Annotated in this window: 25 protein-coding genes; 13 read left to right on the top strand and 12 right to left on the bottom strand. The window is 49.0% G+C overall.

From position 1 onward, the window contains the following. Nucleotides 1-43 precede the first annotated feature (43 nt). From SHEWMR4_RS01755 to SHEWMR4_RS01735, 5 genes are all read left to right on the top strand, one after another. Nucleotides 44-514, top strand: a complete 471-nt coding sequence (locus SHEWMR4_RS01755; protein WP_011621136.1) for a hypothetical protein — start codon at nucleotides 44-46, stop codon at nucleotides 512-514. Nucleotides 515-568: 54 nt separating this feature from the next. Further along, nucleotides 569-1,000, top strand: coding sequence for a hypothetical protein (locus tag SHEWMR4_RS01750; RefSeq protein WP_011621135.1), 432 nt, complete (start codon nucleotides 569-571; stop codon nucleotides 998-1,000). A 285-nt stretch (nucleotides 1,001-1,285) separates the two neighbouring features. Beyond that, entirely contained in the window at nucleotides 1,286-1,741 is a 456-nt protein-coding gene (locus SHEWMR4_RS01745; protein WP_011621134.1) for a GNAT family N-acetyltransferase, read from the top strand. 237 nt (nucleotides 1,742-1,978) lie between these two features. After that, nucleotides 1,979-2,575, top strand: coding sequence for an SCO family protein (locus SHEWMR4_RS01740; RefSeq protein WP_011621133.1), 597 nt, complete (start codon nucleotides 1,979-1,981; stop codon nucleotides 2,573-2,575). Between the two features lie 10 nt (nucleotides 2,576-2,585). Further along, complete coding sequence (locus SHEWMR4_RS01735; protein WP_227499226.1) at nucleotides 2,586-4,088, top strand: methyl-accepting chemotaxis protein; 1,503 nt, start codon at nucleotides 2,586-2,588, stop codon at nucleotides 4,086-4,088. 36 nt (nucleotides 4,089-4,124) lie between these two features. On the opposite strand, the gene SHEWMR4_RS01730 is transcribed toward SHEWMR4_RS01735, so the two are convergent. Then, nucleotides 4,125-5,285 (bottom strand): benzoate/H(+) symporter BenE family transporter, encoded by a 1,161-nt coding sequence (locus SHEWMR4_RS01730; protein WP_011621131.1) that lies wholly within the window; start codon nucleotides 5,283-5,285, stop codon nucleotides 4,125-4,127. A gap of 134 nt (nucleotides 5,286-5,419) precedes the next feature. Between SHEWMR4_RS01730 and SHEWMR4_RS01725 the strand changes: the two genes are divergently transcribed. The 3 genes from SHEWMR4_RS01725 to SHEWMR4_RS01715 all read left to right on the top strand — a co-directional run bounded on the left by SHEWMR4_RS01725 (nucleotide 5,420) and on the right by SHEWMR4_RS01715 (nucleotide 6,616). Further along, nucleotides 5,420-5,995, top strand: coding sequence for a helix-turn-helix domain-containing protein (locus tag SHEWMR4_RS01725; protein WP_011621130.1), 576 nt, complete (start codon nucleotides 5,420-5,422; stop codon nucleotides 5,993-5,995). 95 nt (nucleotides 5,996-6,090) lie between these two features. Further along, nucleotides 6,091-6,414, top strand: coding sequence for a rhodanese-like domain-containing protein (locus SHEWMR4_RS01720; protein ID WP_011621129.1), 324 nt, complete (start codon nucleotides 6,091-6,093; stop codon nucleotides 6,412-6,414). 37 nt (nucleotides 6,415-6,451) lie between these two features. After that, nucleotides 6,452-6,616, top strand: a complete 165-nt coding sequence (locus SHEWMR4_RS01715) for a hypothetical protein (protein ID WP_227499225.1) — start codon at nucleotides 6,452-6,454, stop codon at nucleotides 6,614-6,616. Between the two features lie 60 nt (nucleotides 6,617-6,676). Here the strand turns inward: SHEWMR4_RS01715 and azoR are convergent, their stop codons facing one another. The 6 genes from azoR to SHEWMR4_RS01685 all read right to left on the bottom strand — a co-directional run bounded on the left by azoR (nucleotide 6,677) and on the right by SHEWMR4_RS01685 (nucleotide 10,951). Then, complete coding sequence (gene azoR, locus SHEWMR4_RS01710; protein ID WP_011621127.1) at nucleotides 6,677-7,273, bottom strand: FMN-dependent NADH-azoreductase; 597 nt, start codon at nucleotides 7,271-7,273, stop codon at nucleotides 6,677-6,679. Nucleotides 7,274-7,406: 133 nt separating this feature from the next. Continuing rightward, nucleotides 7,407-7,844 (bottom strand): thioesterase domain-containing protein, encoded by a 438-nt coding sequence (locus SHEWMR4_RS01705; RefSeq protein WP_011621126.1) that lies wholly within the window; start codon nucleotides 7,842-7,844, stop codon nucleotides 7,407-7,409. A gap of 39 nt (nucleotides 7,845-7,883) precedes the next feature. Then, on the bottom strand, nucleotides 7,884-8,321 hold the full coding sequence (gene dtd / locus SHEWMR4_RS01700) for a D-aminoacyl-tRNA deacylase (RefSeq protein ID WP_011621125.1): 438 nt from the start codon (nucleotides 8,319-8,321) through the stop codon (nucleotides 7,884-7,886). A 15-nt stretch (nucleotides 8,322-8,336) separates the two neighbouring features. Continuing rightward, on the bottom strand, nucleotides 8,337-8,939 hold the full coding sequence (locus SHEWMR4_RS01695) for a hypothetical protein (RefSeq protein ID WP_011621124.1): 603 nt from the start codon (nucleotides 8,937-8,939) through the stop codon (nucleotides 8,337-8,339). Then, entirely contained in the window at nucleotides 8,936-9,892 is a 957-nt protein-coding gene (locus SHEWMR4_RS01690; protein WP_011621123.1) for an alpha/beta fold hydrolase, read from the bottom strand. Before SHEWMR4_RS01690 ends, SHEWMR4_RS01695 begins: the two co-directional genes overlap by 4 nt. A gap of 45 nt (nucleotides 9,893-9,937) precedes the next feature. Then, nucleotides 9,938-10,951: a virulence factor BrkB family protein gene (locus SHEWMR4_RS01685; RefSeq protein ID WP_011621122.1), complete on the bottom strand. Its 1,014-nt coding sequence runs from the start codon at nucleotides 10,949-10,951 to the stop codon at nucleotides 9,938-9,940. A gap of 81 nt (nucleotides 10,952-11,032) precedes the next feature. Here SHEWMR4_RS01685 and SHEWMR4_RS01680 point away from each other — a divergent pair, with 81 nt between their 5' ends. The 4 genes from SHEWMR4_RS01680 to SHEWMR4_RS01665 all read left to right on the top strand — a co-directional run bounded on the left by SHEWMR4_RS01680 (nucleotide 11,033) and on the right by SHEWMR4_RS01665 (nucleotide 15,337). Beyond that, entirely contained in the window at nucleotides 11,033-11,254 is a 222-nt protein-coding gene (locus SHEWMR4_RS01680) for a hypothetical protein (RefSeq protein ID WP_011621121.1), read from the top strand. A 29-nt stretch (nucleotides 11,255-11,283) separates the two neighbouring features. After that, nucleotides 11,284-11,937 carry a DUF2959 domain-containing protein gene (locus SHEWMR4_RS01675; protein WP_011621120.1) on the top strand — a complete coding sequence of 218 codons (654 nt, stop codon included), beginning with the start codon at nucleotides 11,284-11,286 and terminating at the stop codon, nucleotides 11,935-11,937. A 243-nt stretch (nucleotides 11,938-12,180) separates the two neighbouring features. Beyond that, nucleotides 12,181-13,914 (top strand): diguanylate cyclase, encoded by a 1,734-nt coding sequence (locus SHEWMR4_RS01670; RefSeq protein WP_011621119.1) that lies wholly within the window; start codon nucleotides 12,181-12,183, stop codon nucleotides 13,912-13,914. A gap of 208 nt (nucleotides 13,915-14,122) precedes the next feature. Further along, on the top strand, nucleotides 14,123-15,337 hold the full coding sequence (locus tag SHEWMR4_RS01665) for a 4Fe-4S binding protein (RefSeq protein ID WP_041408671.1): 1,215 nt from the start codon (nucleotides 14,123-14,125) through the stop codon (nucleotides 15,335-15,337). A gap of 84 nt (nucleotides 15,338-15,421) precedes the next feature. Here SHEWMR4_RS01665 and katG read toward each other — a convergent pair whose 3' ends face one another. From katG to SHEWMR4_RS01645, 4 genes are all read right to left on the bottom strand, one after another. Next, entirely contained in the window at nucleotides 15,422-17,608 is a 2,187-nt protein-coding gene (katG, locus tag SHEWMR4_RS01660) for a catalase/peroxidase HPI (protein WP_011621117.1), read from the bottom strand. 353 nt (nucleotides 17,609-17,961) lie between these two features. Next, nucleotides 17,962-19,038 (bottom strand): zinc-binding dehydrogenase, encoded by a 1,077-nt coding sequence (locus SHEWMR4_RS01655; protein ID WP_011621116.1) that lies wholly within the window; start codon nucleotides 19,036-19,038, stop codon nucleotides 17,962-17,964. Between the two features lie 10 nt (nucleotides 19,039-19,048). Then, nucleotides 19,049-19,555 carry a 2,4'-dihydroxyacetophenone dioxygenase family protein gene (locus SHEWMR4_RS01650; RefSeq protein ID WP_011621115.1) on the bottom strand — a complete coding sequence of 169 codons (507 nt, stop codon included), beginning with the start codon at nucleotides 19,553-19,555 and terminating at the stop codon, nucleotides 19,049-19,051. 47 nt (nucleotides 19,556-19,602) lie between these two features. After that, nucleotides 19,603-20,364 carry an SDR family NAD(P)-dependent oxidoreductase gene (locus SHEWMR4_RS01645; RefSeq protein WP_011621114.1) on the bottom strand — a complete coding sequence of 254 codons (762 nt, stop codon included), beginning with the start codon at nucleotides 20,362-20,364 and terminating at the stop codon, nucleotides 19,603-19,605. 137 nt (nucleotides 20,365-20,501) lie between these two features. On the opposite strand from SHEWMR4_RS01645, the gene SHEWMR4_RS01640 reads away from it, so the two are divergent. Next, nucleotides 20,502-21,509 carry an AraC family transcriptional regulator gene (locus SHEWMR4_RS01640; RefSeq protein WP_011621113.1) on the top strand — a complete coding sequence of 336 codons (1,008 nt, stop codon included), beginning with the start codon at nucleotides 20,502-20,504 and terminating at the stop codon, nucleotides 21,507-21,509. 374 nt (nucleotides 21,510-21,883) lie between these two features. Here SHEWMR4_RS01640 and typA read toward each other — a convergent pair whose 3' ends face one another. Next, a complete protein-coding gene (gene typA / locus SHEWMR4_RS01635; protein WP_011621112.1) occupies nucleotides 21,884-23,695 on the bottom strand; it encodes a translational GTPase TypA in 1,812 nt (603 codons plus the stop codon). Nucleotides 23,696-24,051 lie beyond the last annotated feature (356 nt).

The following is a 24,051-nucleotide window of genomic DNA, read 5'->3' as shown; positions in this document are numbered from 1 at the left end:
AGTTCCATGTGACTTACAACGGAGATCAGAGTTGGAGAATATCATGGAAGAGTTATCAACCTCTATAGTATTAGATAAGTTTAAAAGCGCGAAACCTGAAGATTATAAATTAGTGGCGCAATTCCAAGATTGGTATTTTGATTCGTTCATGGATGCGCTAGGAATTTATATCGAGTGGAGACAGAGAACAAAAAATCCAAAGGGCTTTCTCGATCGGTTATTAAAAATGTGGGGAGTAAAACAATGGATCCCCGAGTATCCACCCACAGTCCTCAAGAAAATGATCACCAATAGCTACACAACATTGTCGATTAATGATGTGGCCACTATTAGCATCGCCCTCTCAGCATTATTGGTGGACGACAAAATGGGAAAGCAGCTCAAGGGACGGGCGCTAGTGTGCATAGAAAGACAGTCTACTGATCTCGTACTAAGCCAAGTTGGCCACAAGAATTTAGATACTGCCAAGACCTTTTGGGATAATCTCAAGCTATTGATTAGTGAATCAAAATAGAGCTAACAAAGTATAGTAATAAGAGCACAGAACCGCTTTGGGTATTAACAGCTAATGAACATCGAAACACTGATTGCACAAATAGAGAATACCGACTGGTTGAGCCAAGCTGAGCACATCTTAACGCTTTCTCAATTACAAATTGAATGGGATTGGCTGCCAACCAGCAGAGATCAAAGCAATCCTTTCGTAGCTACATATACAGCTAAACCGGACGAACAACGCTACGACAAAGAGGCTGAGAATAGGGTTTATAAAGCCGCGTTGAAATCGTTACGGAGCGTTGGAAAGGCTCATCCAAAACTCGTTGATGGCCCATATAACTACACTGAGTCGATGAAAGGTAGCGCGCTGTTTGCTTGTAAGCATGCAGCCAAAGAAGTCCTTTCCAATCAGCCTGGAAAATGGTTAACCATCTTAGCGTTATATAAAAACGGTGTGTGGCCGTGTGGCATAACCCAAACAGGGGAATTGGTTATCCTGTAGAAACTGTGAAGACGGTAAAATAAAAGTTGGAACAGATACCACTCGGCTATCAGTGGTTACACCAAATCAAGCAGGTTACACCTGTGCGAAAACCTTTCTATAGCCAAGTAGCTTCCTTGCTTGCCCCTCGATAAAATCCAAGGAATGAAACATCATCCCTTAAGCAAAACTCTTGGCCTACCCTTTGCTTAGTCACCGCAGCGTTTTAACCCTAAAAACAACCAAACGCGATAACGTTATGATGGATAAGCGACAACACAGGGAATTTTAATCTTGAGAGCAACAATGAAAATAATATTAGATGATCTAAAAGGGCCTGAAATTGCAGCACTTTTAACTGAGCACCTTGAAGATATGCGAGCAACCTCGCCACCAGAAAGTGTGCACGCATTAGACCTTGATGGCCTGCGCCAACCCAATATTCGCTTTTGGACACTGTGGGATGGCCGCAATCTGGCAGGCTGCGGTGCACTAAAATGGTTAGATGCCGAGCATGCGGAGATCAAATCAATGCGCACCGCCGCCACCTACAAACAACAAGGGATCGCTTCTAAGGTATTGCAGCACTTGATCAATGATGCCAAAGCCGCAGGTGTGCAGCGCCTCAGTTTAGAAACTGGCTCAATGGCCTTTTTCCAGCCAGCTCGCCGACTCTACTGCAAGTTTGGTTTCGAAATCTGCGGCCCCTTCGACGGCTACCAACTCGATCCCAACAGTGTGTTTATGACGAAGAAAATCTAATCTTTAGCTGTGGTAAACGGTACGAAAGCCGTTTACCATGCGCTGCGCCAATCTCTGCATCTGTAACCTTAACTTAAAATGATCTCACTTTAGCCCTTTAACGTACCTTTTCCGCCCCACAAAAATCGCTAACACTTTTAATGAAAGATAGCCGAAGACGACTATAGTTCTAATTAATGCAATGGAATTGCTTATTGGCGCAATGACTTAGATTTCAGAGTATTAAATAAGAAGTATATGAATAAGCCCAGCAGCTTTATTAGCGCAGTGCTAATTGTGGCCATGACCCTATTAATCCTCCCTGCCATTGCTTATCTCAACCAAGCAATATCGGGAAGCTATGGCATTGCCACCCACCAAGAGACTGAAATTGATTTTACTTGGCAGGACATTCACGGCAAAACGCACCAATTTAGTGACTGGACTCAGGGGCCTAGCTATCTGTTTCTTGGCTTTTTGAGTTGCTCACAAATTTGTCCAATTCGCGTACATCAAGTGCGCTCACTAATGGCACAACTCACTGAAAATGAAAGAACCAATATTCGTTTTCTGTTTATCTCTATCGATCCTCAAAATGACCTGCCAGCCCTCAGAGCACAGTTTATCGATAGTCAATCGGCGCAGTTTTACAGTGCCGAGTTAGCCCCAGAGCAGCTCGAAACCTTGCAGCGGCAACTGGCTGAAATATCGAGTCAAACTAGCGATATTAATCTGCACACAGGCAATCTTTATTTAGTTTCGCCCACGGGGAAGCTTAAACAAACCTATACTCAACAGCAGCTTATTACTGAACGACTACGGGCCGATCTCACTACTATGATGTCTTCAAATTAGGCAGACCAACATGAATCACTTATCGAATAACTCAACCACAGCTAAAAACGATCAGACCTTATATCGTCTGCTTCTCGCTCAGGCGCCAATCCTCCTCGTGAGTGGGGTTGTTGGAGCCCAGATGATGAGCTTTGCTATTTTGGCCGCGATTGCGGTGTTGCTCATCACCCAAATAAGTTACAGCCTGCTGAAGGCAACACCTATGTTTGCCATCGTGGCCGCCGTGATCATGATGACGGTTTCCGCCCTGCTCATTCAGACCCAAATGGGGATGATTGAAATGCACTTTCATATCTTCGCCACTATGGCGATCTTCCTGATTTACCAACGTTGGGAGCCGATTGTCGCGGCGCTACTGACCGTTGCGGTACACCATGTACTGTTCACTTATATGCAAATGCAGAGTGTAGAAATCAATCAGGTTGCCATCATGCTTTTTGCGGGTCAGTGCTCTTGGGACATTACCTTTGTGCATGCTGTGTTTGCTGCCGCCGAAGCGGGGATTCTGATCTTACTCGCCTCGATGATTCGCATTGAATCCTCCGCAAATCAGCGTATTGCGGATGCGATTGAACAAATTTCTGAGTTTAAAGATATTTCTATTCGGCTCGTGCCAGCCAAAAATCATGCTGAAATGGCGTTTAATACTATGCTCGAAGAACTCACCCAAGTGTTCTCCGACTATCGCGATATTGCCGTCGATATGGCAAAAACCACTAGCCACCTAAAACAGCTGAGTGACGAGACCCAACACACTGTGCATGCACAAAATAGACAGGCACAACAAATTTCCGATACCGCTCAAAATGTCATTCAGCAGATCAGCCAAGCCGCTGCCGATAGCCACGACTCGGCGCAAAGCGCACGCCAAGCCGCCAACTCCAGTAATGAAGACAGAAAGAGCGCGCTTAATATTATGGAAGATATGAAAAAACTGGAACAAAGCACCACAGAAGTGACCCGATTCTTAACCGAATTGACCTCAGACGTCAGTGCTATCACCAAATTGCTCGAAGCGATCCGGAGCATCTCGGAGCAAACGAATCTGCTCGCTCTCAATGCGGCGATTGAAGCCGCTCGAGCAGGAGAAAGCGGCCGTGGCTTTGCCGTGGTTGCCGATGAAGTCAGAGCCTTAGCACAACGTACAGGGCGCTCAACCGATGATATCGCCACGGTATTAACTCACCTCAATACCAGTATGATTAAGACTGTCGAATCGATGGACTTAAGCAAACAAAGCACAGTTGAAAACCTGCAACATACCAGCGAAATCGCCAACGGTCTCGCCCAACGCTCGGAACAGATCTCTCAGGTTGCCGTATCGAGTGAAAACGTGGCTCACACCACTCAATCCCAAAGCCAAGTGTTGGCTCACATTGGGGAAGACATTATCAATAATGCCCATGCGATCAATGAATTGGCGAATAAGGTTCAGGAACTCTCATCGGGAACGCTCACATTAAGCCAAATCGCTACCGCCTATCAAACTAAGGCGGCAGCCTACAAAATCTGAGCTTTCAGTCTATTGAGGCTAAATGCCCCCCCCTCACTAGCGTGTTTTGGTTTGCCAAGCATGGATAATAAATCCAGCCAACAGCCCCCAAAATGCACTGCCGATGCCCAGCACACTAAAACCTGATGCGGTGATCAAGAAGGTGATCACCGCCACTTCACGATCTTCGGGTTTAACTAATGCAGCGGTAAGGCTATTGGCGATAGTACCGAGTAGTGCTAATCCGGCGATGGCCAGAACTAATTCCTTCGGGAAAGCGGAAAACAGGCCAACCACAGTAGCGCCGAGTAACCCAGTGATAAAGTAAAACACGCCGCCCCACACTGCCGCCCAGTAACGGGTCGCAGGATTTGGGTCAGCTTCTTTACCCATACAAATCGCCGCTGTAATGGCGGATAAGTTAAAAGCAAAACCGCCAAATGGCGCCAGAATTACCCCAACTAATCCGGTACTTGTGATCAAAGGCGAAATGGGCGGCCTGTAGCCATTACCGTGCAGCGCGGCGACGCCCGGCATATTTTGCGAGGCCATAGTCACCACAAATAAGGGCAGTGCCACGCCAATCACACTCGCCAACGAAAACTCAGGCATGGTCCACACTGGCATAGCCAGTTGCAACTGAAAGGCATCTAGCTTGAGCAAATCTAATTGAAAACTCATGCCAATACCTACCAGCAAGGTCAACAAGATGATGTAACGCGGCACAAAGGGCTTAAGCACAACAAACACCAATAACATCAATAGGATTAAGCTCAGTTGAGTCTGCATGGCTTGAAACAGTCCTAAACCAAACTGCAGTAAAATCCCCGCTAACATGGCCGAAGCGACTGACTGCGGCATGATACGAATAAGCTTATCCATCCAACCCGCCAAGCCGCAGAGGGTGATCAACAATGAGCTAATCAGGAAGGCACCAACGGCTTCGTTGATACTTAATCCCGCAAGGCTGGTGACCATCAGCGCCGCCCCGGGGGTAGACCATGCCGTAAGCACCGGATTTTTATAGTAGAGAGACAGGCCAATACTGGTGATCCCCATGCCGACACCTAAGGCCCACAGCCATGAACTCATCTGTGCCGCTGTCGCGCCCACGGCATCCGCCGCCTGCAGGATAATCACCGCCGAACTGCTGTAGCCCACCAGCACAGCAATAAAGCCCGCCGATATTTTTGATAGTCCCAAAGCCTCGCGCCACATCACCCCTACTCCTATTTCTACCTTCGCCTTGATCATCGCATCATTAATTACTTGTGCGCTATAACGTACGAGATGGACAAGATAGCACCTGTGCGTTATAACGTACAAATAATTTTTTTAAGCGTCATAACCTAATGCAGACCATCAACAGCTATCTTGCCGCGACCCTAAAACAACTGCGCAGCCAAAAGGGTTGGAGTTTAGATAAAGCGGCACTCGAGACAGGCGTAAGCAAGGCCATGATAGGCCAGATTGAGCGCGGTGAATCTAGCCCCACCATTGCCACCCTGTGGAAAATCGCCAGCGGTTTTAATACCTCACTCTCAACTTTTCTGGAGCCAACACCCGAGAGCCAAGGCGCGGTCTTTCGTAACGCCGATGCATTACGCCAAAAGCCTGCAACCGACGGCATGTTAGTGGCATCGCTATTTCCCTTTGAGCCACGCTTTGGTTTTGAGATGTTTGAACTCACTCTATTGCCGCACTATGAGCGCCTTTCCGAGCCCCATGAGGCGGGCGTGACCGAGCATGTGATTGTACTGAGCGGCACCATGGAAGTGTTAGTCGATGGCCAGTGGCAGCCATTACAGCAGGGCGAGGCCGTGCGCTTTGCAGCCGATAAACCCCATGGTTACCGCAACTTGAGCGATCAACCCGTGGTGTTTTATGATCTTATCCATTACCACAGGGAAGCACCCGCCACCGAGTAACGCCGACAAGCCAAGTGCCCAACAGATTGCCGCTTGCGCCCGCCAATCCATTAGAATAAACTTATTGAAAATTTTCTAATCATAGAGGCGAAGCTATGCTTCAATCTTTACTGGCTAAATTATCTGGCAGCAGCAACGGTGAAAAATGTTGGCAATTGATTGATCAAGGTGCGCGCGTTATCGATGTGCGCTCACCGGAGGAGTTTGCCTCGGGTCATTTGCCTCAGGCCATCAACGTACCGCTACCAACGCTCGACCAATGGTTGCATCAGGTCGAAAATAAACAGCATCCCTTTGTGCTTTACTGCGGCGCAGGCATTCGTGCCCAAAAGGGCTGCGATATTTTAAGGGCCAATGGTTTTGAATGTGTGGTCAACGGTGGCTCGCTAAAAGATTTAGTGTGCTGCCAGCCAAGCTAAGGCCTAAGCCAAGCAAACTATGCGTGAGGAGGTGCAGATGATAACAAAGTGCCCACGCCCACCTAGCGGCGAACAACAGCCTCAGCCCAAAGTGGTTCGCGAAACCCGCTACAGCGTGAGCCGCAACCGTGGCCAAGCCAGCACTAAGGTGCGTTATATCGAAACCAGCGCTATGTCTCTTGGCTGCAAGCTGTGCGAATAATCGCTTGCTGCAGAAACAAAAATGCCAGCATTACGCTGGCATTTTTTATTATCTTTACGATTAAACGGTTAACGCATCGAGGCTTTGTTTCGCTTCGCTGATACCTTTTTGGTTGGCTTCTGGGCCCATGTTCAGCGCTTCGCCATAAACCACTTCCACGTCGGTGATACCGATAAAGCCGAGGAAGGTTTTTAAGAAAGGTACAATGTGATCCGTTGGGCCATCTTTATGGGCGCCACCACGGGTGGTGATCAATACGGCGCGTTTACCTTCTACTAAGCCTTTAGGACCGTTTTCGGTATAAGTGAAAGTCACACCTGCACGGGCCACAAAATCAATCCAGTTTTTCAGCTGGGTTGGAATGTTGAAGTTGTACATAGGCGCGGTGATCACGATAGTGTCGTTCGCTTTTAACTCTTCAACTAAGGCGTTAGACAGGTCGAGCATCTCTTGCTGACGTGCAGTTAAATCGTCACCGCCACGTAGGCCAGAAGCAATTTCACCATCAACCATTGGCAGCACATCTTTACCCGCTAAATCGCGAACTGTGATGGTCGCACCTTGGTCTTCCCATTTACCGATTAGGTGGTCAACTAACAAGGCAGATTGTGAATAACCGCCAAGAATACTGGATTTTAACACTAGGACTTTAGACATAATCTGCTCCGAAAATTGAAATTCTGGAGAGTCTTTAAGCTTGCTCTCGACTCTATGACGCTAGTTTATTAGCCCATAAAAAAGAAAAAAAGCGGATAAAATTTGAGATTAGCTTCGATTTTTTAGAAAGGTTTTACATTTTAGGCACACTAACATATAAGCCATCGAATTGAGCGCAGAGTTTTTCGTCACAAAAGAGTTGTACTTCCAGTTTTACTTTGGCTTTGCGTCCCCGTTGCAGCGGGCTTAAATCTGTTTCAGGCCAACGCACCTTGACCTCGGGCGCACAGGTCACGGGCGCTATGTAGCGGATATGGGCATCGGCTAACACTATGTCGCCATCTACCTGCTGAAGCTGCTGTTGCAGCCACACCATGCCCCAACCTGTGAGCGTCATAAGAGTATAAATACTGCCCGCAAACATAGTGTTATGCAGGTTGATATTCGGCGCCAGTGGCGCACTCACGCACAGCTCGCCTTCGGCGAAGGAAACTGGCGCTATCTGCATAAACTCACTAACGGGAATGGTGCTATGCCAGGTCTGGCGCAATTGGTTTAATAATTCATCCATGTGCATATCCTTACAGCCGTCGGCACATTTTCCTGTGGGTTACACCTGCAAATTGAAGGTCACTGGACCATCGTTGACCAGCTCGACTTTCATGTCGGCGCCAAATTGTCCCGTTTCAGTCGTTACCCCCTGTGCACGGCAAAAGGCGACAAATTCTTCATACAGGCCAAGCGCTTGCTCAGGTGTACCCGCCCCCGAAAAGCTCGGACGCAGGCCACGGCCAGTGTCGGCGGCCAAGGTAAATTGCGACACTACTAAAAGTGAGCCACCCGCCTGAGTTAAGTTGAGATTCATCTTGCCATTTTCATCGGAAAACACTCGATAACTCATCACCTTAGTGGCTAATTTTTCCATCTTCTCGCGGTTATCTTCCCGCTCAACCCCAAGTAAAACTAACAAGCCCTTATCGATTGCACCTATGGTTTGATTGTCCACCACCACGCTGGCGCGGCTCACTCTTTGAATTAAAGCGATCACAACTTTTCCTTTAAATTAAGACTTAACGAGGGGCATCAAGGGGATAGGACGCAGATACTGCTCCACACCTTCGGGTAATGACTGGGCAATTTCAGCTAAGCCGCCATCGGTCCACAACATAAAGCGGCGAAGTTCCTCAATTTCGACCTTATCTGCAAAGGTCACAGTGCCTTGGATTTGGATCACAGCGCCCTGCTCACGCAGCACGAACTTAGCAAAATTGAGCTTGGCATTCAGCTCGCCAATCACAGCGGGCAGTTCAGGATTGGCCTGCAACTGCGGATGCACCGCATAAAAACGGTTCATCAGAATACGGTCAATCCCCGCAGCATTCATACTGGGTTCGAGCATAAAATCATTATTACCAAATTGCACCGCAACCTTATCCGCCCCAACTTTGGTGGCTAAATAGTTGGCATCGATTAAAGCCTGATACAAGGTATCGGCGGCGGCCTCGTTGGTCATTCCGGCTAATTGCACCACCTTCGGCGCCACGGGAGCGCGCGCCTCGGTAGATTCGACCGCAGAAGATGAGGATTGAGATTCTGGGGTAGAGGATGAGGTGGCCGCGCAGGCTGTTAATCCCAAAATGGCGGCAATGATAACGGCTAATTTCATGCTAGCTCCTGTCGCTTTATCCAAGTCCACATGGCTTGGATCTCGAGTGTGACGGCAAGTGAGAGTATGTCACTATTCAGCGAATGCCCACCATCGACAATGGTATGAATTTGTATCCTAGGGTTGTCGATTTTTGCCAAAAATGCGGCTAATAAGCGTGCCGGACAGACAGCATCCTGCGTGCCTTGTAATAGCAGGGTACGCGCTGTGACTTGAGATGTCACCCGTTGTAATACGCTGAACATATTGAAGTAATCATTTTTTGCATAGTGCAGCTCGATTTGAGCTAAGGCCAATAACGGCGTTGTAAGCCGCTTAGGTAGGCCAGTTGGTACGCCCGCTAAGATTAATTCCCATTGGATCCAACGGCGGGCAAATTCATGACGAATTACTTCATCTTGGGCGTTCAATCCTAGCTGATAGTGCGTAAATAAATCCGCCAATCCAATAGAAGGTGCAGCAAATTCACGGTAAGCCTGCGAATATAACTGCGCCGCGCCCGAGGGTGCATAGAGCCATTCAATGCCGGCCTTGGAGGGAATAAACATTGCCCACAGCACTTGGGCAATCACTCGATGGGGAAATAAGCCACTGTAAATTAAGGCTAAGGTGGCGCCAAATGAGCCACCCGCTAGGCACCAACGCTCTATGCCTAAGTGAATACGAATCGCCTCAATATCACAGATAAGCCCATTTAAATGGTTATGTTCCAACTCGCCAGCTGGCAGTGATTGTCCCGCACCACGTTGATCTAAAAGTAAAATCCAATAGTGCTCGGGGTTAAATAAACTCAGTTCACTGACCGAAGCCCCCGCTCCTGGACCACCATGCAAATACAGCAGCGGAATCCCCCGCGGATTACCATATTGAGCGAGATGCAACTGCTGCCCATTGCCCATCATCAGCCAATCACGGCGGATAAAAGGGGCAAGCTGATGGGCGTCAGTGATCATAGATGGGATAAGGCTCGCTGAATGTCTTGGTGGATAACAACTTAGCTACGGCTTATCCAGTGTAGTCGATTGCGGCGCGGTTGCAGCGAGTTCGCCTGTCGTCTCAAGCACTTGGGTTGATTGGCCGGATGTGGTTTCTGGCTGCGCGGCGGGTGTATCCTGCGCCGCTAAAGGTTGACCATCGAGGTTAGTTTCGTTGATATCGCTGCTGGACTCATAGTCCAAATACTCGGGCATGGCCGCGGTAATTTCGGCGCCCAGCAGCACTATCATCCAAGATAAATATACCCAAACGAACAGAATAGGAATGGTCGCCAGAGCGCCGTAAATGGCTTCATAACTTGGGAATTTAGTCACATACAGGGCAAAACCTTTTTTCCCCAACTCGAACAGTAACGCCGCCACTACCGCGCCTAATAGCGCATGCCAAAACTTCACCTTTTGATTCGGCACCACCATATATAAAAGTAAGAATGCGGCGACAGAAAAAAACAGTGGTAAACGTTCGATAAACAGTGGCATCACCCCAGATAATGCGTCGCCCTCAAACAGTTTTAATGACACCACGTAGGAAGTCGCCACTAAGCTCGCGCCCACCAGCACAGGGCCTAAGGTAATCACCATCCAATACATGGAAAATGCCACCACCACGGAACGCTTTTCCTTAGTGCGCCAAATATTATTCAGCGATTTATCGATGGCGGAGATCAGCATAATCGCCACCACGACAAGAGCCGCGATCCCTACAGCCGTGCCCTTAGAAGCATTACCAACAAATTCATTAATATAGACTTGTACCGTATCGCCCGCCGCGGGCAGAAAATTCTCGTACACGAAGGCTTCGATTTGGCCACGGATCCCCTTAAACACAGGGAAAGCCGACAGCATAGACATAGTCACAGCCACCATAGGCACAAGGGATAACAGGGTGACATAGGCTAGGTGGCCCGCGCGGATATTGATTTGATCTTCCACTAAACGCTGGCGTAAATGCAGCAGGAAGCGCCAGATCCCGAGGAATAAGACTTGAATTTGTGCCAGTTCTATCTTCTTAGTCACGGGTTTCTCTTGATTCTGTTGGTATTGACTCGTTATCTTCGTACAATAAACACTTAATTTACAAGTCTAAGGAGTGAATTGATGTCACAACAAGGATCTGCGGGCAATGTTATCGCCGCTATCGCCAGCCTGTTTTTTCCCGGCCTAGGTCAACTGGTACAGGGACGAATTATGGCGGCATTGCTGTTTTTCGTGATCACAGTAGTTGGCTATGCTCTCTGGTGGTTAGTGGTCCCAGCTGTAATAGGTGCTATCTTTCACCTCTGGAGCATTATCGATGCGGCGCGTTTTAAGGCCGACTAACTTCATTTGACTCAGTGACGGAATACCCAATGAAAAGATTGATCACCTCAAGCCTGATGGCGGCAACGCTATTGTTGACGGGCTGCCAGAGCGCCTATTACGGCGCCATGGAAAAAGTGGGCTACCACAAGCGCGACATTATGGTCGACAGAGTGAAGGCCGCAAAAGAATCCCAAGAGGATGCCCAAAAAGAGTTCAGTTCAGCACTCGAGGAGATGCAAGCCCTGCTCAACCACGATGGTGGCAACCTCGAAAAGGCCTATAACAAGGCCAAAGATGAATACGAGTCAGCCCAAAGTGCCGCCGATGATGTGAGTAATCGCATCAACAAAGTCGAAGATGTCGCCGAAGCGCTATTCGATGAGTGGCAAGCGGAAATCAGCGAGATCAGTAAAGCCAGCCTGCGCCGCAACAGTGAAACCAAGCTCAAGGAAACCCGCCGTTCCTACCAGCAACTGATGAAAACCATGCGCCGCGCCGAATCTAAAATGCCGCCCATTCTCACCGCCATGAAAGACAACATGCTGTATTTAAAGCATAACTTGAATGCTCAAGCGATTGGCGCGATTAAAGGGGAATTTGCGAGCCTACAGACGGATATCTCTGGGCTTATCAAAGAGATGAACAAGTCGATCAACGAATCGACCAAGTTTATCGAGGCCCTCGAAAACTCGAAAGGCTAACGCTCGCCGTCATCTTGCCTTGTCAGCCCAAAGGCTGGCAAGGTCGATACCCTCTTAAACCCTCCATTACACCAGCTGTTTACCGCTTGCTTTACCACGACTTCCACTCTTATCCATCGCCATCTGAGCCCGCTTTATTCAACCCGATAAAATCCCCAAACCTCGTGGATTTTTTTCATAATCAGCACAGCGCTGATACTTTATGGCATACTTGTTACTCAGACGTTAATAAAGAGAATCTGTATGAGCCGTGCCACATGGATGAGTTTAATCACATTGGGAGCCTTGCTGCTCACTTGGGTGACATTCACGGCCAAAGCGGCAACGACCGAAATTGCATGGCTGGATAATACGGCCAGCCTAACTCAGTTTCGTATGGGCTATTTTATCGATACCTCGGAGAACATGCCCTTTACCGAAGTGATTCAACAGCCCTTTATCGACTCGCCCAATAGCGTATCGCTCGGCACTGCAGCCATCAAAACTTGGGCTAAAATCCCCCTAGTAAATACCAGTGATAAGTTACAAACCCTGTATTTGCACCATCCTTACGCCTATCACAACCGTCAAGTCGGCCTCTACGAAATAGTCGATGGCCAAGAGACGCAGCGGCGAATACTCGACCTCGATGACCCTAGCACCTATGGCTGGATCTATGGCGGTGCAGCGGTATTTGAGGTCACGCTCGCGCCGCAGCAACGTAAAACCTTATACATTGAAAGCGTATCCTTTTCTCACCAGTGGTTTTCAATCGATTTATACAACAAAGAGCAATCACAGCGGGCGCTGCTCGGGAGTTTTACCGATATTGCCGTTATGGTAGGCATGCTGTTAGCGCTGATTATCTATAACCTTTTGTTATTTATGTATTCCCGCCAACGGGACAATCTGTTTTACGCCTGTTACTTAATCTCGGGCGGGATCTGGATTGCCCTCTCCTACGGGCTGGTCGCCGAGATATTCGAGTTTTACGGCTCGGCCAGCCTCTATTGGCACCTCACCCTGATGACCATGCCCATCTTTTTGATTTTATTTATGATGGATATTTTCGAGACTCGTCAACATTATCGGTTTGAGCATTACGCTCTCGTGTTTGTGCTCGCCCTGTTAGTGGCCGAGTTTTGTTATGGCGTGGTCAATATCACTGGCGCGCTGCGTTACTCCAGCAGCTTAGCCGCCTTGATGATGTTAACTACCCTCTCGGTCACCATTTCGCTGGTGATAAAACGGCATCCCATCGCTAAATATTTTCTCCTCGGCCACAGTCTTTTCGTCGCCTTTAGCGGCCTTGCGGTGATGTTTTACAAAGGGCGTGCCGAGTTTAATTATTTATCCAGTCACGGTGTTGGCGTGGGCATTATGCTCGAGGCGCTAGTGCTTGCCCTCATCATCGCCTATCGCATTCGTCTGCTCGAAGAAATCAAAGCCTCGCAGGAGGAACTTAAATATCAAGCGGCGACAGATTCGCTCACCCAGCTATTTAATCGGGGCCATTTCCATAAAGAAGCACAGCGGGTCTACACTCAGGCCAGCATCGCACAACAGCCGATGGCGGTGATCATCTGTGATATCGACTTGTTCAAACGGGTCAACGACAAGTATGGCCACTTGATGGGTGACCGGGTGATTATCGATATTGCCACCACTCTTAAACAGCATGCGCGTAAGTGCGATCTTGTGGCGCGTTATGGTGGTGAAGAATTTATTATGTTGCTGCATAACGTGTCCCTCACCGAGGCACATCTCTGTGCCGAGCGGATCCGCTCCGCCGTCGCCGCGTTAAACTTTACGGCAGAGACGCAAGAAGTCTTTACTGTCACCCTAAGTCTTGGAGTGGCCACAGTTGATTTTGATCACCCCTTAGAGCACGCCATCAAACTGGCGGACGATGCCCTGTACTGTGCTAAACATCAGGGACGAAACAATGTTCAATCCAGCAAAATCAATAAATTGGAAATGCAAGCAGGCATAAACTAATTCGGCAGACTTAAAACCAATGGCATCACCTACTCCACAACTCTCACTCGGTCTATAGGGTAAACTTGCGGCTTTGTGAGCTATCACCCGCTTTTATCACGGCATACTGTAAATATCGGATCTGTCGCACAATTTCGTTTAAGACTCAAAAACTTATCCCTAAAGCTGGGTTCAGATGGGATACGTGTATTCTATTTGCAGTATTAACATGACTTTTATTGAATCTCTTACCCTGATGCTGGCCCTGATGTATATCGCATCCCTAAGCTATTGGAGCGGTAAAAAATGGGGAGCAGTGGCCACCTTACTCCTGAGTGTTGGCGCCGTGGCGATTAGTCTCTACTGGCCTTTGGCACTCGCTCTAGCCATTGCCTTGCCGTTGTGCCTGATTGCCAACAAGTTTGCCCCTGAGGAATTAAAGGGCGAGATAAAAATCAACATCCTGCGTGAAGGCTGCCAACATCTGCTCGCGCTCTCATTGTTTATCGTCGCTATACAATACTGCATCAATGCTATCCAGCTTAAACAAGGTATAGTGCCTTGGTTGATGCGCCCCGATGTCGTCGATGCCTTCTTACCTATCGCGGGTGGCATTGAGCTAAAAGCCATAGTGACGCTCAACCTACGGGACCAAACCCATCCCGCCGCAGCCGTCATGCTCGCCGCCGTGCTACTCACGGGCCTACTCTGCAAACGCGCCTTTTGTGGCTGGGCCTGTCCATTAGGGCTTGCTGGCGAATATCTCTACGCCTTACGCAAGCGCTTTATCAAAGCCGAACTGGCGCCGCCCGCATGGTTAGACTGGCCACTGCGGATGCTGAAATACTTATTGCTGCTGGGGCTGTTTTACATCGTTATCGGTATGCCTAGTGAATCGATTCCCTATTATCTGCAGGGCAACTACCACAAGATTGCCGACCTTAAGATGGCGCTGTTTTTTGTCACGCCCGGCCTCATCACCTTAGCCTGCTTTGCGCTTATCCTCGCCTTAGCGGCATGGCGTCGCCAAGGATTTTGCCGCTACTTGTGTCCCTATGGTGCCATGCTTGGGATCTTAAGTTTTGCCAGCCCACTCAAGATCCGCCGCAATACTCAACATTGCCTGATCGAAGCCAAGGGCATGAAGTGCGACAAATGTACCCGCGCCTGCCCAGCCAACATCATAGTGCACACCAAAACCACGGTACGCAGCGACGAGTGCCAAGCCTGTATGCGCTGCGTCGCCGCCTGTCCTAAATCGGCGGCGCTCGGTTTTAGCCTAAAATCTGGCCACAGCGTTAGCCATAAGGGCTTGTTAGTCTTGTTATTATTGGCACTCTTTGCCCTGCCACTCGGCGCCTATTTAGCCGGGTTCTGGCACAGCCAAACACCGGACAGTATCCGCATGGAGCTTATCCAAGTGATTGACCGAGTGGGCCATTAATTCTCTGATTTATTGATAAGTAGACATAAAAAGGTGCAGCCCAAGCTGCACCTTTTTATTCACGATAAGCTTACGCGCTAGTGACTAAGCCAAATCGAACCTATCGGCATTCATCACCTTAGTCCAAGCGGCCACAAAATCATGCACAAACTTCTCTTTGGCATCATCCTGCGCATACATCTCGGCATAGGCACGCAAAATAGAGTTAGAACCAAACACCAGATCGACACGGCTAGCGGTCCACTTCACTGCGCCAGTTTTGCGCTCGACTATCTGATAAAGATTGCTGCCCGCAGGCTTCCAGTTGTAGGCCATGTCGGTCAGATTCACAAAGAAATCATTAGTTAACACACCTACTTTGTCGGTAAACACACCATGACGCGTGCCGCCATAGTTAGTGCCTAACACCCGCATTCCCCCAACCAGCACTGTCATCTCATGGGCGGTTAACCCCATCAATTGAGTACGATCGAGCATCATCTCCTCGGGCTGAACCACATAATCCTTTTTCTGCCAGTTACGATACGCATCGTGCAAGGGCTCAAGCACGGCAAAAGATTCCACATCGGTCATTTCCTGCGTCGCATCGCCACGGCCGGGGATAAAGGGCACTGTCACCTTCACTCCCGCCTCGTGGGCGGCCTTTTCAATCGCAGCAGCGCCGCCCAACACGATTAAGTCGGCGATGCTGACTTTTTTGCTTAGGCTTGCCTGCAACTCGGTCAATACTTTAAGCACCTTTTGCAGCCGCTCGGGTTCGTTAGCCTGCCAATCCTTTTGCGGTGCTAAGCGGATCCGCGCGCCATTGGCGCCACCACGGAAATCCGAGCCACGGAAGGTGCGGGCACTGTCCCACGCCGTTGCCACTAACTCGGATACGCTGAGTCCCGAGGCTAATAATTTCGCCTTCAGGTCGACAATCTCACTGGCATCTAAGCGATAATCGACGCTTGGGATCGGGTCTTGCCAAAGCAAATCCTCATTCGGCACTTCTGGCCCCAAGTAGCGGCTCTTCGGACCCAGATCGCGATGGGTTAACTTAAACCAAGCGCGGGCAAAAACCTCGGAGAAATAGGCGGGGTCTTGATAAAACTTCTCGGAGATTTTGCGATACTCGGGGTCCATCTTCATCGCCATATCCGCATCCGTCATGATGGGATTAAACTTGCGATTGGGATCGCCCACTGAGACGACTTTATCTTCCTCTTTGATATTAATAGGTTCCCACTGCGAGGCGCCCGCTGGGCTTTTTTTCAATTCCCAATCGTAATTTAACAGTAGGTGAAAATAACCGTTATCCCATTGAGTGGGATAAGTCGTCCAAGCACCTTCGAGGCCACTGGTCACGGCATTTGCGCCAATGCCTGGGCCTTTTTTGTTGAGCCAGCCCAAACCTTGGGCCTCAAGATCTTCGCCCTCAGGCTCGGGGCCAAGATCCTGCGCCTTGCCATTACCGTGGCACTTACCCACGGTGTGGCCTCCTGCGGTTAGAGCCACTGTCTCTTCATCATTCATCGCCATTCGCGCAAAGGTGACACGCACATCTTGGGCGGTTCGCAGGGGATCGGGTTTGCCATCAACCCCTTCTGGATTCACATAGATCAGCCCCATCATCACCGCGGCCAAGGGGTTTTCAAGGTCACGCTCGCCCGAGTAACGGCTGTTGGGATTTTCCGTCGGCGCTAACCATTGTTTTTCAGAGCCCCAATAAATGTCCTTCTCTGGGTGCCAAATATCCTCTCGACCACCAGCAAAGCCATAGGTTTTTAAGCCCATAGACTCGTAGGCCACATTGCCCGCGAGGATCATCAAATCCGCCCATGAGAGTTTGTTGCCGTATTTTTTCTTAATCGGCCAGAGTAAACGGCGCGCCTTGTCTAAGTTGGCGTTATCGGGCCAGCTATTGAGTGGGGCAAAGCGTTGATTGCCCGTTCCCGCGCCGCCACGGCCATCGGCGACTCTATAGGTCCCGGCCGAGTGCCATGCCATACGGATCATCAGACCGCCATAGTGTCCCCAGTCGGCGGGCCACCAATCTTGGCTGTCGGTCATTAAGGCATTGAGGTCGCGCTTCACAGCGGCGAGATCTAAGCTGTTGAAGGCTTCGCGATAGTTAAACTTAGGATCCATAGGATCCGTCTTCTTATCGTGCTGGTGCAATATATCGAGGTTAAGTGCCTTAGGCCACCAATCCATATTGTTGCTGGCGACCGCTGAATTTGCCCCATGCATCACGGGGCATTTACCTTGGGAGCTTTGAGTCTTGTCCATTGAATATTCCTTTATTTAGCTTGCACTAACGGGAGTAGCGCGCCCTAAAACTCTTGCTAGACACACTACGGTCGAAACGAGAGCCTTCACAGTTTGCCAAGGCTTATTGGCAATCTTGTGACAGCAGAAAAGACAAATTTGGTAACAAAGACAATGCCATCACTAGGGATTGGCCTAACAATTAACCCTAGGCTACATTCGCTAAAACACAATCGAAATCGGCTAAAAGTCGCTATTTTGTGAGCCAATGTCGGATTAAAAATTTGCCAGATGAGAATAGCCAAAACGGCAAGCTGTAATAAAAAAGCCGCACTGCTAACAGGCGGCTTAACTGGACGGACATTTTGAGGCGATTAGTCGAGCATCTCTAGCTCACCATTACGCCAAGGTTCGATAACGACTTTGATATGTGGGTTCGGTTTCATCAATTGCTTGAACGCACCCGATACACCATCCATCCCCACCTTACCCGTGAGCAGCTTACGCCAAGGAATCGTCCCCTGCGCCAGCTCCTCTAAACAGGCCGCAAATTCCGCCGGCTGATAGTAGTAGGAGAAGCACATATCCAATTCTTTGACCGTGGCATAGGCATAATTAATATTGGAGTTTGCGGTGTGGATGCCCGTGACCACTATGGTCGCTTTGGCGGGAGCTCGCTGCACAAAGCCTTCGATAAGCTTATGGATACCCACACATTCGAAAATCACCAAGCGCTGACCCGCAGCAAGCTTGGCGGCGAAGGCGACTTCATCCTGCTCGCTAGGATTCACCGTATGGGTGGCACCAAATTCTCGGGCTAATTGCAACTTATCACTCTGTAAATCCGCAGCCACAATCTTAGCTACGCCGCGCAAGTGCAGAGCGGAGATCACCGCAAGACCAATGGGACCGCAACCAACCACCAGCGCAACATCTTCGGCCTGCACATCACCCCGATTCACCGCATGTAATCCTACGGCTAATGGTTCGGTGAGCGCCACGGCCTCCGATGGCAAATGCTCAGGTACAGGCATTAATAAGGCCTCATCGAGAATAAAGTACTCAGAATAAGCACCATTCACGCCAGGGGTAACGCCCACCCCAGCACCATTTTGGCTCATCAGAATCGGAACTGAGGTCACCCGTGTTCCTAGCGCCAAGGCTTGCTGAGTTTGTGGGCCAAACTCGACGATTTCGGCACAAAACTCATGGCCGAGCATCACAGCGGCATGCTTATCGACGCCTTCGGGCATCACCCCAAGCTGACGATAAAAATCAAATACTTCGTTGTAGTGTCGCGTGATATGAATATCCGAGCCACAAATACCACAAGCAAGGCTACGCACCAACACTTGGCCCGCCTGTGGCTTGGGTAAATCGACCTGTTGCAGGCTGACTTCACCATCCTGCATAACGATGGCATTCATCGTTGGCATAGTCATCAAGCTCATAGCAAGGTTCCTATTCCGCATCACTCATACGTGCTAACGCACCAGGCTTGATATAACGAGGCTTAATCCCCTGTGCTTTTGCAGCCGCTAAGAGTGCCTGCTCAATCCAACCTGAATCCATAATAAACATTAAGTTACCATCATCATCAAAGTTAATATTCGCCCCAGAGATGACCATCACCCCATCGGCACCCTCTGAATCGGCGGGGCAGTGGAAAGTGTGGATTGAACCGCCTGGTTCGTATAAATAGCTGCCCGCAGTTTGCGGTTGGTCTGGGTATTCAACATAGTTCCAGCGCCCAGCTAGAGTATAGAAATGCACTACACCCGTGTGAAAATGCTTTGGCAAGGTGATGCCCGGCTTAAACTTGGCACGGATCACCCAAATTCCATTTTCAGGGTCTAAAAATAACGGGTACACGTCGACGCCTGGTAGGGCATCTTTGATGATCTGTTCTTCGTTGGTATTGAGGGTTAATAAAAGGTCTTGATGATTAATCACTTCTGGTAGAGCCATGTTTGCATTCCTCATTGTTGTTATAGTGTTTATGGGTCGAGCTACCACTACCCCAGCAGTGGATATTTAAAGTTTTCAAAACCGTCGGAGGCGTTCACTGTGCAACCATTGATGCAATTGGCCTCATCACTGACGAGAAACGCCACCACATCGGCAATCTCATTCGGTTGGGTAAATTCTTGGCGCATTTGTTCTTTGCGAATGTGTTCCCACAGTCCCAGCGCCTCATACTGACGCAACATAGGTGTATCGACACGGCCCGGCGCCACGGCACAGACCCGCACGCCAAGCGGTGCAAACTCAAGCGCGGCGCATTTGGTCATCATATCGACGGCCGCTTTACTGACGTTGTAGGTGAAGGTCATTTCTGAGGCGATTTGCGCATAAACAGAAGAGGTATTGAGGATCACACCCCGAGTGCCTTGGGCTTGGAATTGGCGCCCACCAGCGAGGATGCCGTGATATACACCTCTTTGGTTAACATTGGTGACAGGTTCAAAATCATTAATAGGATCATGCTGTAACAGCGGTTTAGCCAAACCAATACCCGCGTTATTGATCAGAATATCGAGCTGGCCAAACTGCTTGGCCGCATGCTTGACCATAGCCTCAACTTGGCTGTAATCGGTGACATCTACGCTAAAGATTGACAGCTTGTCGGCAGGAAAATCATCAAATACTTTCAGCGCATCGGCAGACAGATCGGCGGCAACGACGCTAGCCCCTTCGTCGAGCAGTTTACGAATGATGGCCTGCCCTATGCCCCCGGCAGCCCCAGTCACCACGGCAGTTTTATTCAATAAACGCATAGCTGTCCTCTTTTGTATTTATCAATTTAATTATTAAGGCAATGTTAATTTAGATGATAAATTGCGCATCATCTTGACTTTATACGAGCCAAATTTGATATTTTACGAGTCTTATAACAAAGTGAGCTAAGCGTCCCATGTACCTAGTCCGAAGCGGAGCCGTCGCTCAATTTGAGCAATTAGTCCTAGAATTGGGGGAAAACCCCATCGAAATGATCCAGCAAGCGGGCCTGCGTCAGGCACAGTTTCGCGATCCCAACACCTATATCGCCTATCCACGCTTAGCCGAGTTATTAGAAATTGCCGCCCAACGCTGTCAGCAACCCTTATTTGGCTTAATGTTGGCTCAACGGCAAACCTTGCTCGTACTCGGGGATCTGCCCATGTTAGTCTCGCGTGCGGCCACAGTGGCCGATGCGCTTGCTAGGGTAAATGACTATTTGTATCTGCATGCCTCTGGTGTCTCACTGCAACTGCAACCGCAGGGAGACATAGTGCGTCTCGTGCTATCGATCAATGTCCATAGCCCTAGGGGCATTGATCAACTGATGCAAATGAGTGTGGCACAGCTGGCGATGTTTGTTTCGAGCCTGCTCAATATCAATATCAGCACTCTTCCCTTGCATTTCTGTCAAAACAAACCAAGCGATATCGGCTCCCAACGTTTCGCTCATCTGGCGCGTTTTCGCGAACCCTTTGATGGTGTGGTGCTCAAAACATCGCAATTAATGGGCCGTAACTATCACGATGAAGAAGCGCTAAACCGACATCTCCAATCGCATCTGCATTTTTTACAGAGCCACTACCCAGACAACCTTGCCGATCAAGCTCGGGACTTAATCCACAGGCTGCTCCCCACGGGTGAATGCTGTATAGAACGGGTATCGACGGCGCTGGGTATGCACGAAAGAACGCTACAGACACGGTTAAAAGAGACGGGGCAAAGCTATCGACAATTGCTGCAGGATGTCAGGCAAAATATCGCCCAACAGCAACTCAGTTATGGCACACAAACCATCACCGAACTCGCATTGCAGCTCGGTTATGCCGAAGTCGCCGTGTTTAGTCGCCACTTTAAAACCTGGACAGGATTTTCCCCTAAGCAATGGCAACAGCAGTATCGTAAGGGAAAAATTGAAGATTGAAGCGCGTAGCGTAGACTGTTAAGTTACTTAAATCACAGCCAAATGGTTAGGAAAACCTATGCACAAACGAAAGGATTGTTGGTTCTGGTTCGGACTTATTCTTGGCCCCATGTTGATCGTGCTAGCGTTATTTAATTTGAGTTATTTACTCGCTGGCGCTGCCTATTCTTCAACCATATCCATAGCGAATCATTATCGAGAGTTTATTTTACTGATCTCGAGCGCCATCTGCGGCATTGCCATTTTGCGCCACGCGCTAAAAAGGTCATCAGAATCACTGAATTCAAATACATAAGTAAACAAAAGCCCCGCCAAGTTACCTTAGCGGGGCTTTTTATTCACTGTGTGGCTGTCATGGACGGCCACAACCACCATTAACCACGGCTAGCGCGTTTACGGTCATTTTCAGTTAAATGTTTCTTACGAACACGGATGCTCTTAGGCGTTACTTCTACTAATTCGTCATCATCGATAAACTCAAGTGCTTGCTCAAGAGTTAAGGTGATTGGCGTAGTCAGTACTTGAGCTTCGTCAGTACCAGAAGCACGCATGTTGGTCAGCTGCTTACCTTTCAGACAGTTAACTGTCAGGTCGTTTGAACGTGAGTGGATACCCACAACTTGACCTTCGTAAACTTCGGCAGCGTGGCCGATAAACAGACGACCGCGATCCTGCAGACCGAACAGTGCGAATGTCAGCGCCTTACCGGTCGCGTTAGAGATCAGTACGCCGTTAGCGCGTTGACCGATATCGCCACCTTTGTGTGGACCGTAGTGATCGAATGAGTGGTAAATCAGACCAGTACCAGAAGTTGCAGTTAAGAACTCAGTTTGGAAACCGATTAAGCCACGGCTTGGGATGATAAAGTCAACGCGAACGCGACCTTTACCGTCAAGCTGCATGTCTTTCATTTCGGCTTTACGGATACCCAGTTTCTCAATCACTGTACCTTGATGTTCTTCTTCAACGTCAACAGTCAGAGTTTCATATGGCTCACACAGTTCGCCATCGATGGTTTTTAAGATAACTTCTGGGCGAGAAACCGCTAATTCGTAACCTTCACGACGCATGTTTTCGATCAGGATAGATAAGTGTAATTCACCACGGCCAGATACCGCGAAACGGTCTGGGCTGTCGGTTTCTTCAACACGCAGTGCCACGTTGTGCACTAATTCCTGTTGCAGACGCTCAAGAATGTTACGTGAAGTCACGTACTTACCTTCTTTACCTGCGAAAGGTGAAGTGTTGACTTGGAAAGTCATGGTCAGCGTTGGCTCATCAACTGACAGTGCAGGCAGTGCTTCAACGCTACCGGCAGCACACACAGTATCAGAGATTTTCAGCTCGCCTAAACCGGTAATAGCAACGATGTCGCCAGCGTTAGCTACGTCAACTTCGGTACGATCTAAGCCCATGTAACCTAATACTTGGCCCATTTTGCCGTTACGCACTTTACCGTCGGCGCCGATCACGCTCACCTGTTGGTTTGCTTTGATACTACCACGCTTGATGCGACCCACGCCGATAACACCCACATAAGAGTTGTAATCGAGCTGAGAAATTTGCATCTGGAATGGACCTTCAGCGTCAGCTGCAGGTGGAGAAACTTTTTCAACGATAGTTTGGAACAGTGGCGTCATATCTGCGCTCACTTCATCCGGATCTAAAGTTGCAAAACCGTTTAATGCCGAGGCATAAACGATTGGGAAATCTAATTGCTCATCGGTCGCGCCTAAGTTGTCGAACAGGTCGAATACTTGGTCGATAACCCAATCAGGGCGAGCACCAGGACGGTCAATCTTGTTGATCACAACGATTGGCTTTAAACCTTGAGCGAACGCTTTCTTGGTTACGAAGCGAGTCTGTGGCATTGGACCGTCAACGGCGTCAACCAGCAGTAATACTGAGTCCACCATAGACAACACGCGCTCAACCTCACCACCGAAGTCGGCGTGGCCTGGGGTGTCTACGATGTTAATGCGGTAGTCATTCCACTTGATGGCAGTATTCTTTGCCAGAATCGTGATCCCACGCTCCTTTTCAAGATCGTTGGAGTCCATCACCCGCTCAGTAGCTTCTCCCCGGGTTGCAAGGGTTCCTGATTGCGACAGCAGCTTGTCAACCAGGGTCGTTTTGCCATGGTCAACGTGCGCAATAATGGCGATGTTACGTAAATTCTCTAGCACGGATAAACCTCTTACCATCAAACAAAAATAGGGATATTTCAATATTCGTTATAGCAATCTACGTTGAGTCGCCATAAAAAAGCGTGACATTCTACTCCAGAGCGGCCATATCGCACAGGATTATTTTTGAACACTTATAAAACAATTTTTTGAGACCTATGCTAAGGACTCGCTTATGGCTATAAGGCAAATAACCCAAACGCACCGTTAAAGCGCAGGCAATTTGCCACTTTATCTCGACATCAGTGCGACTAAGCAGCTGAAATCACTATTTACCACCGGAATGGCGTAGCAGACTATGCGCTTAAGAGCGCCATAAGTATAGCGAATAACTCAAGTTAAGCCGCCAGACTTTT

This window comes from Shewanella sp. MR-4 (assembly GCF_000014685.1).
In the GTDB taxonomy this organism is placed as follows: Bacteria; Pseudomonadota; Gammaproteobacteria; order Enterobacterales; family Shewanellaceae; genus Shewanella.
Note: the sequence above shows the minus strand (reverse complement) of the source record. Positions and strands in the feature narration are given on the sequence as shown.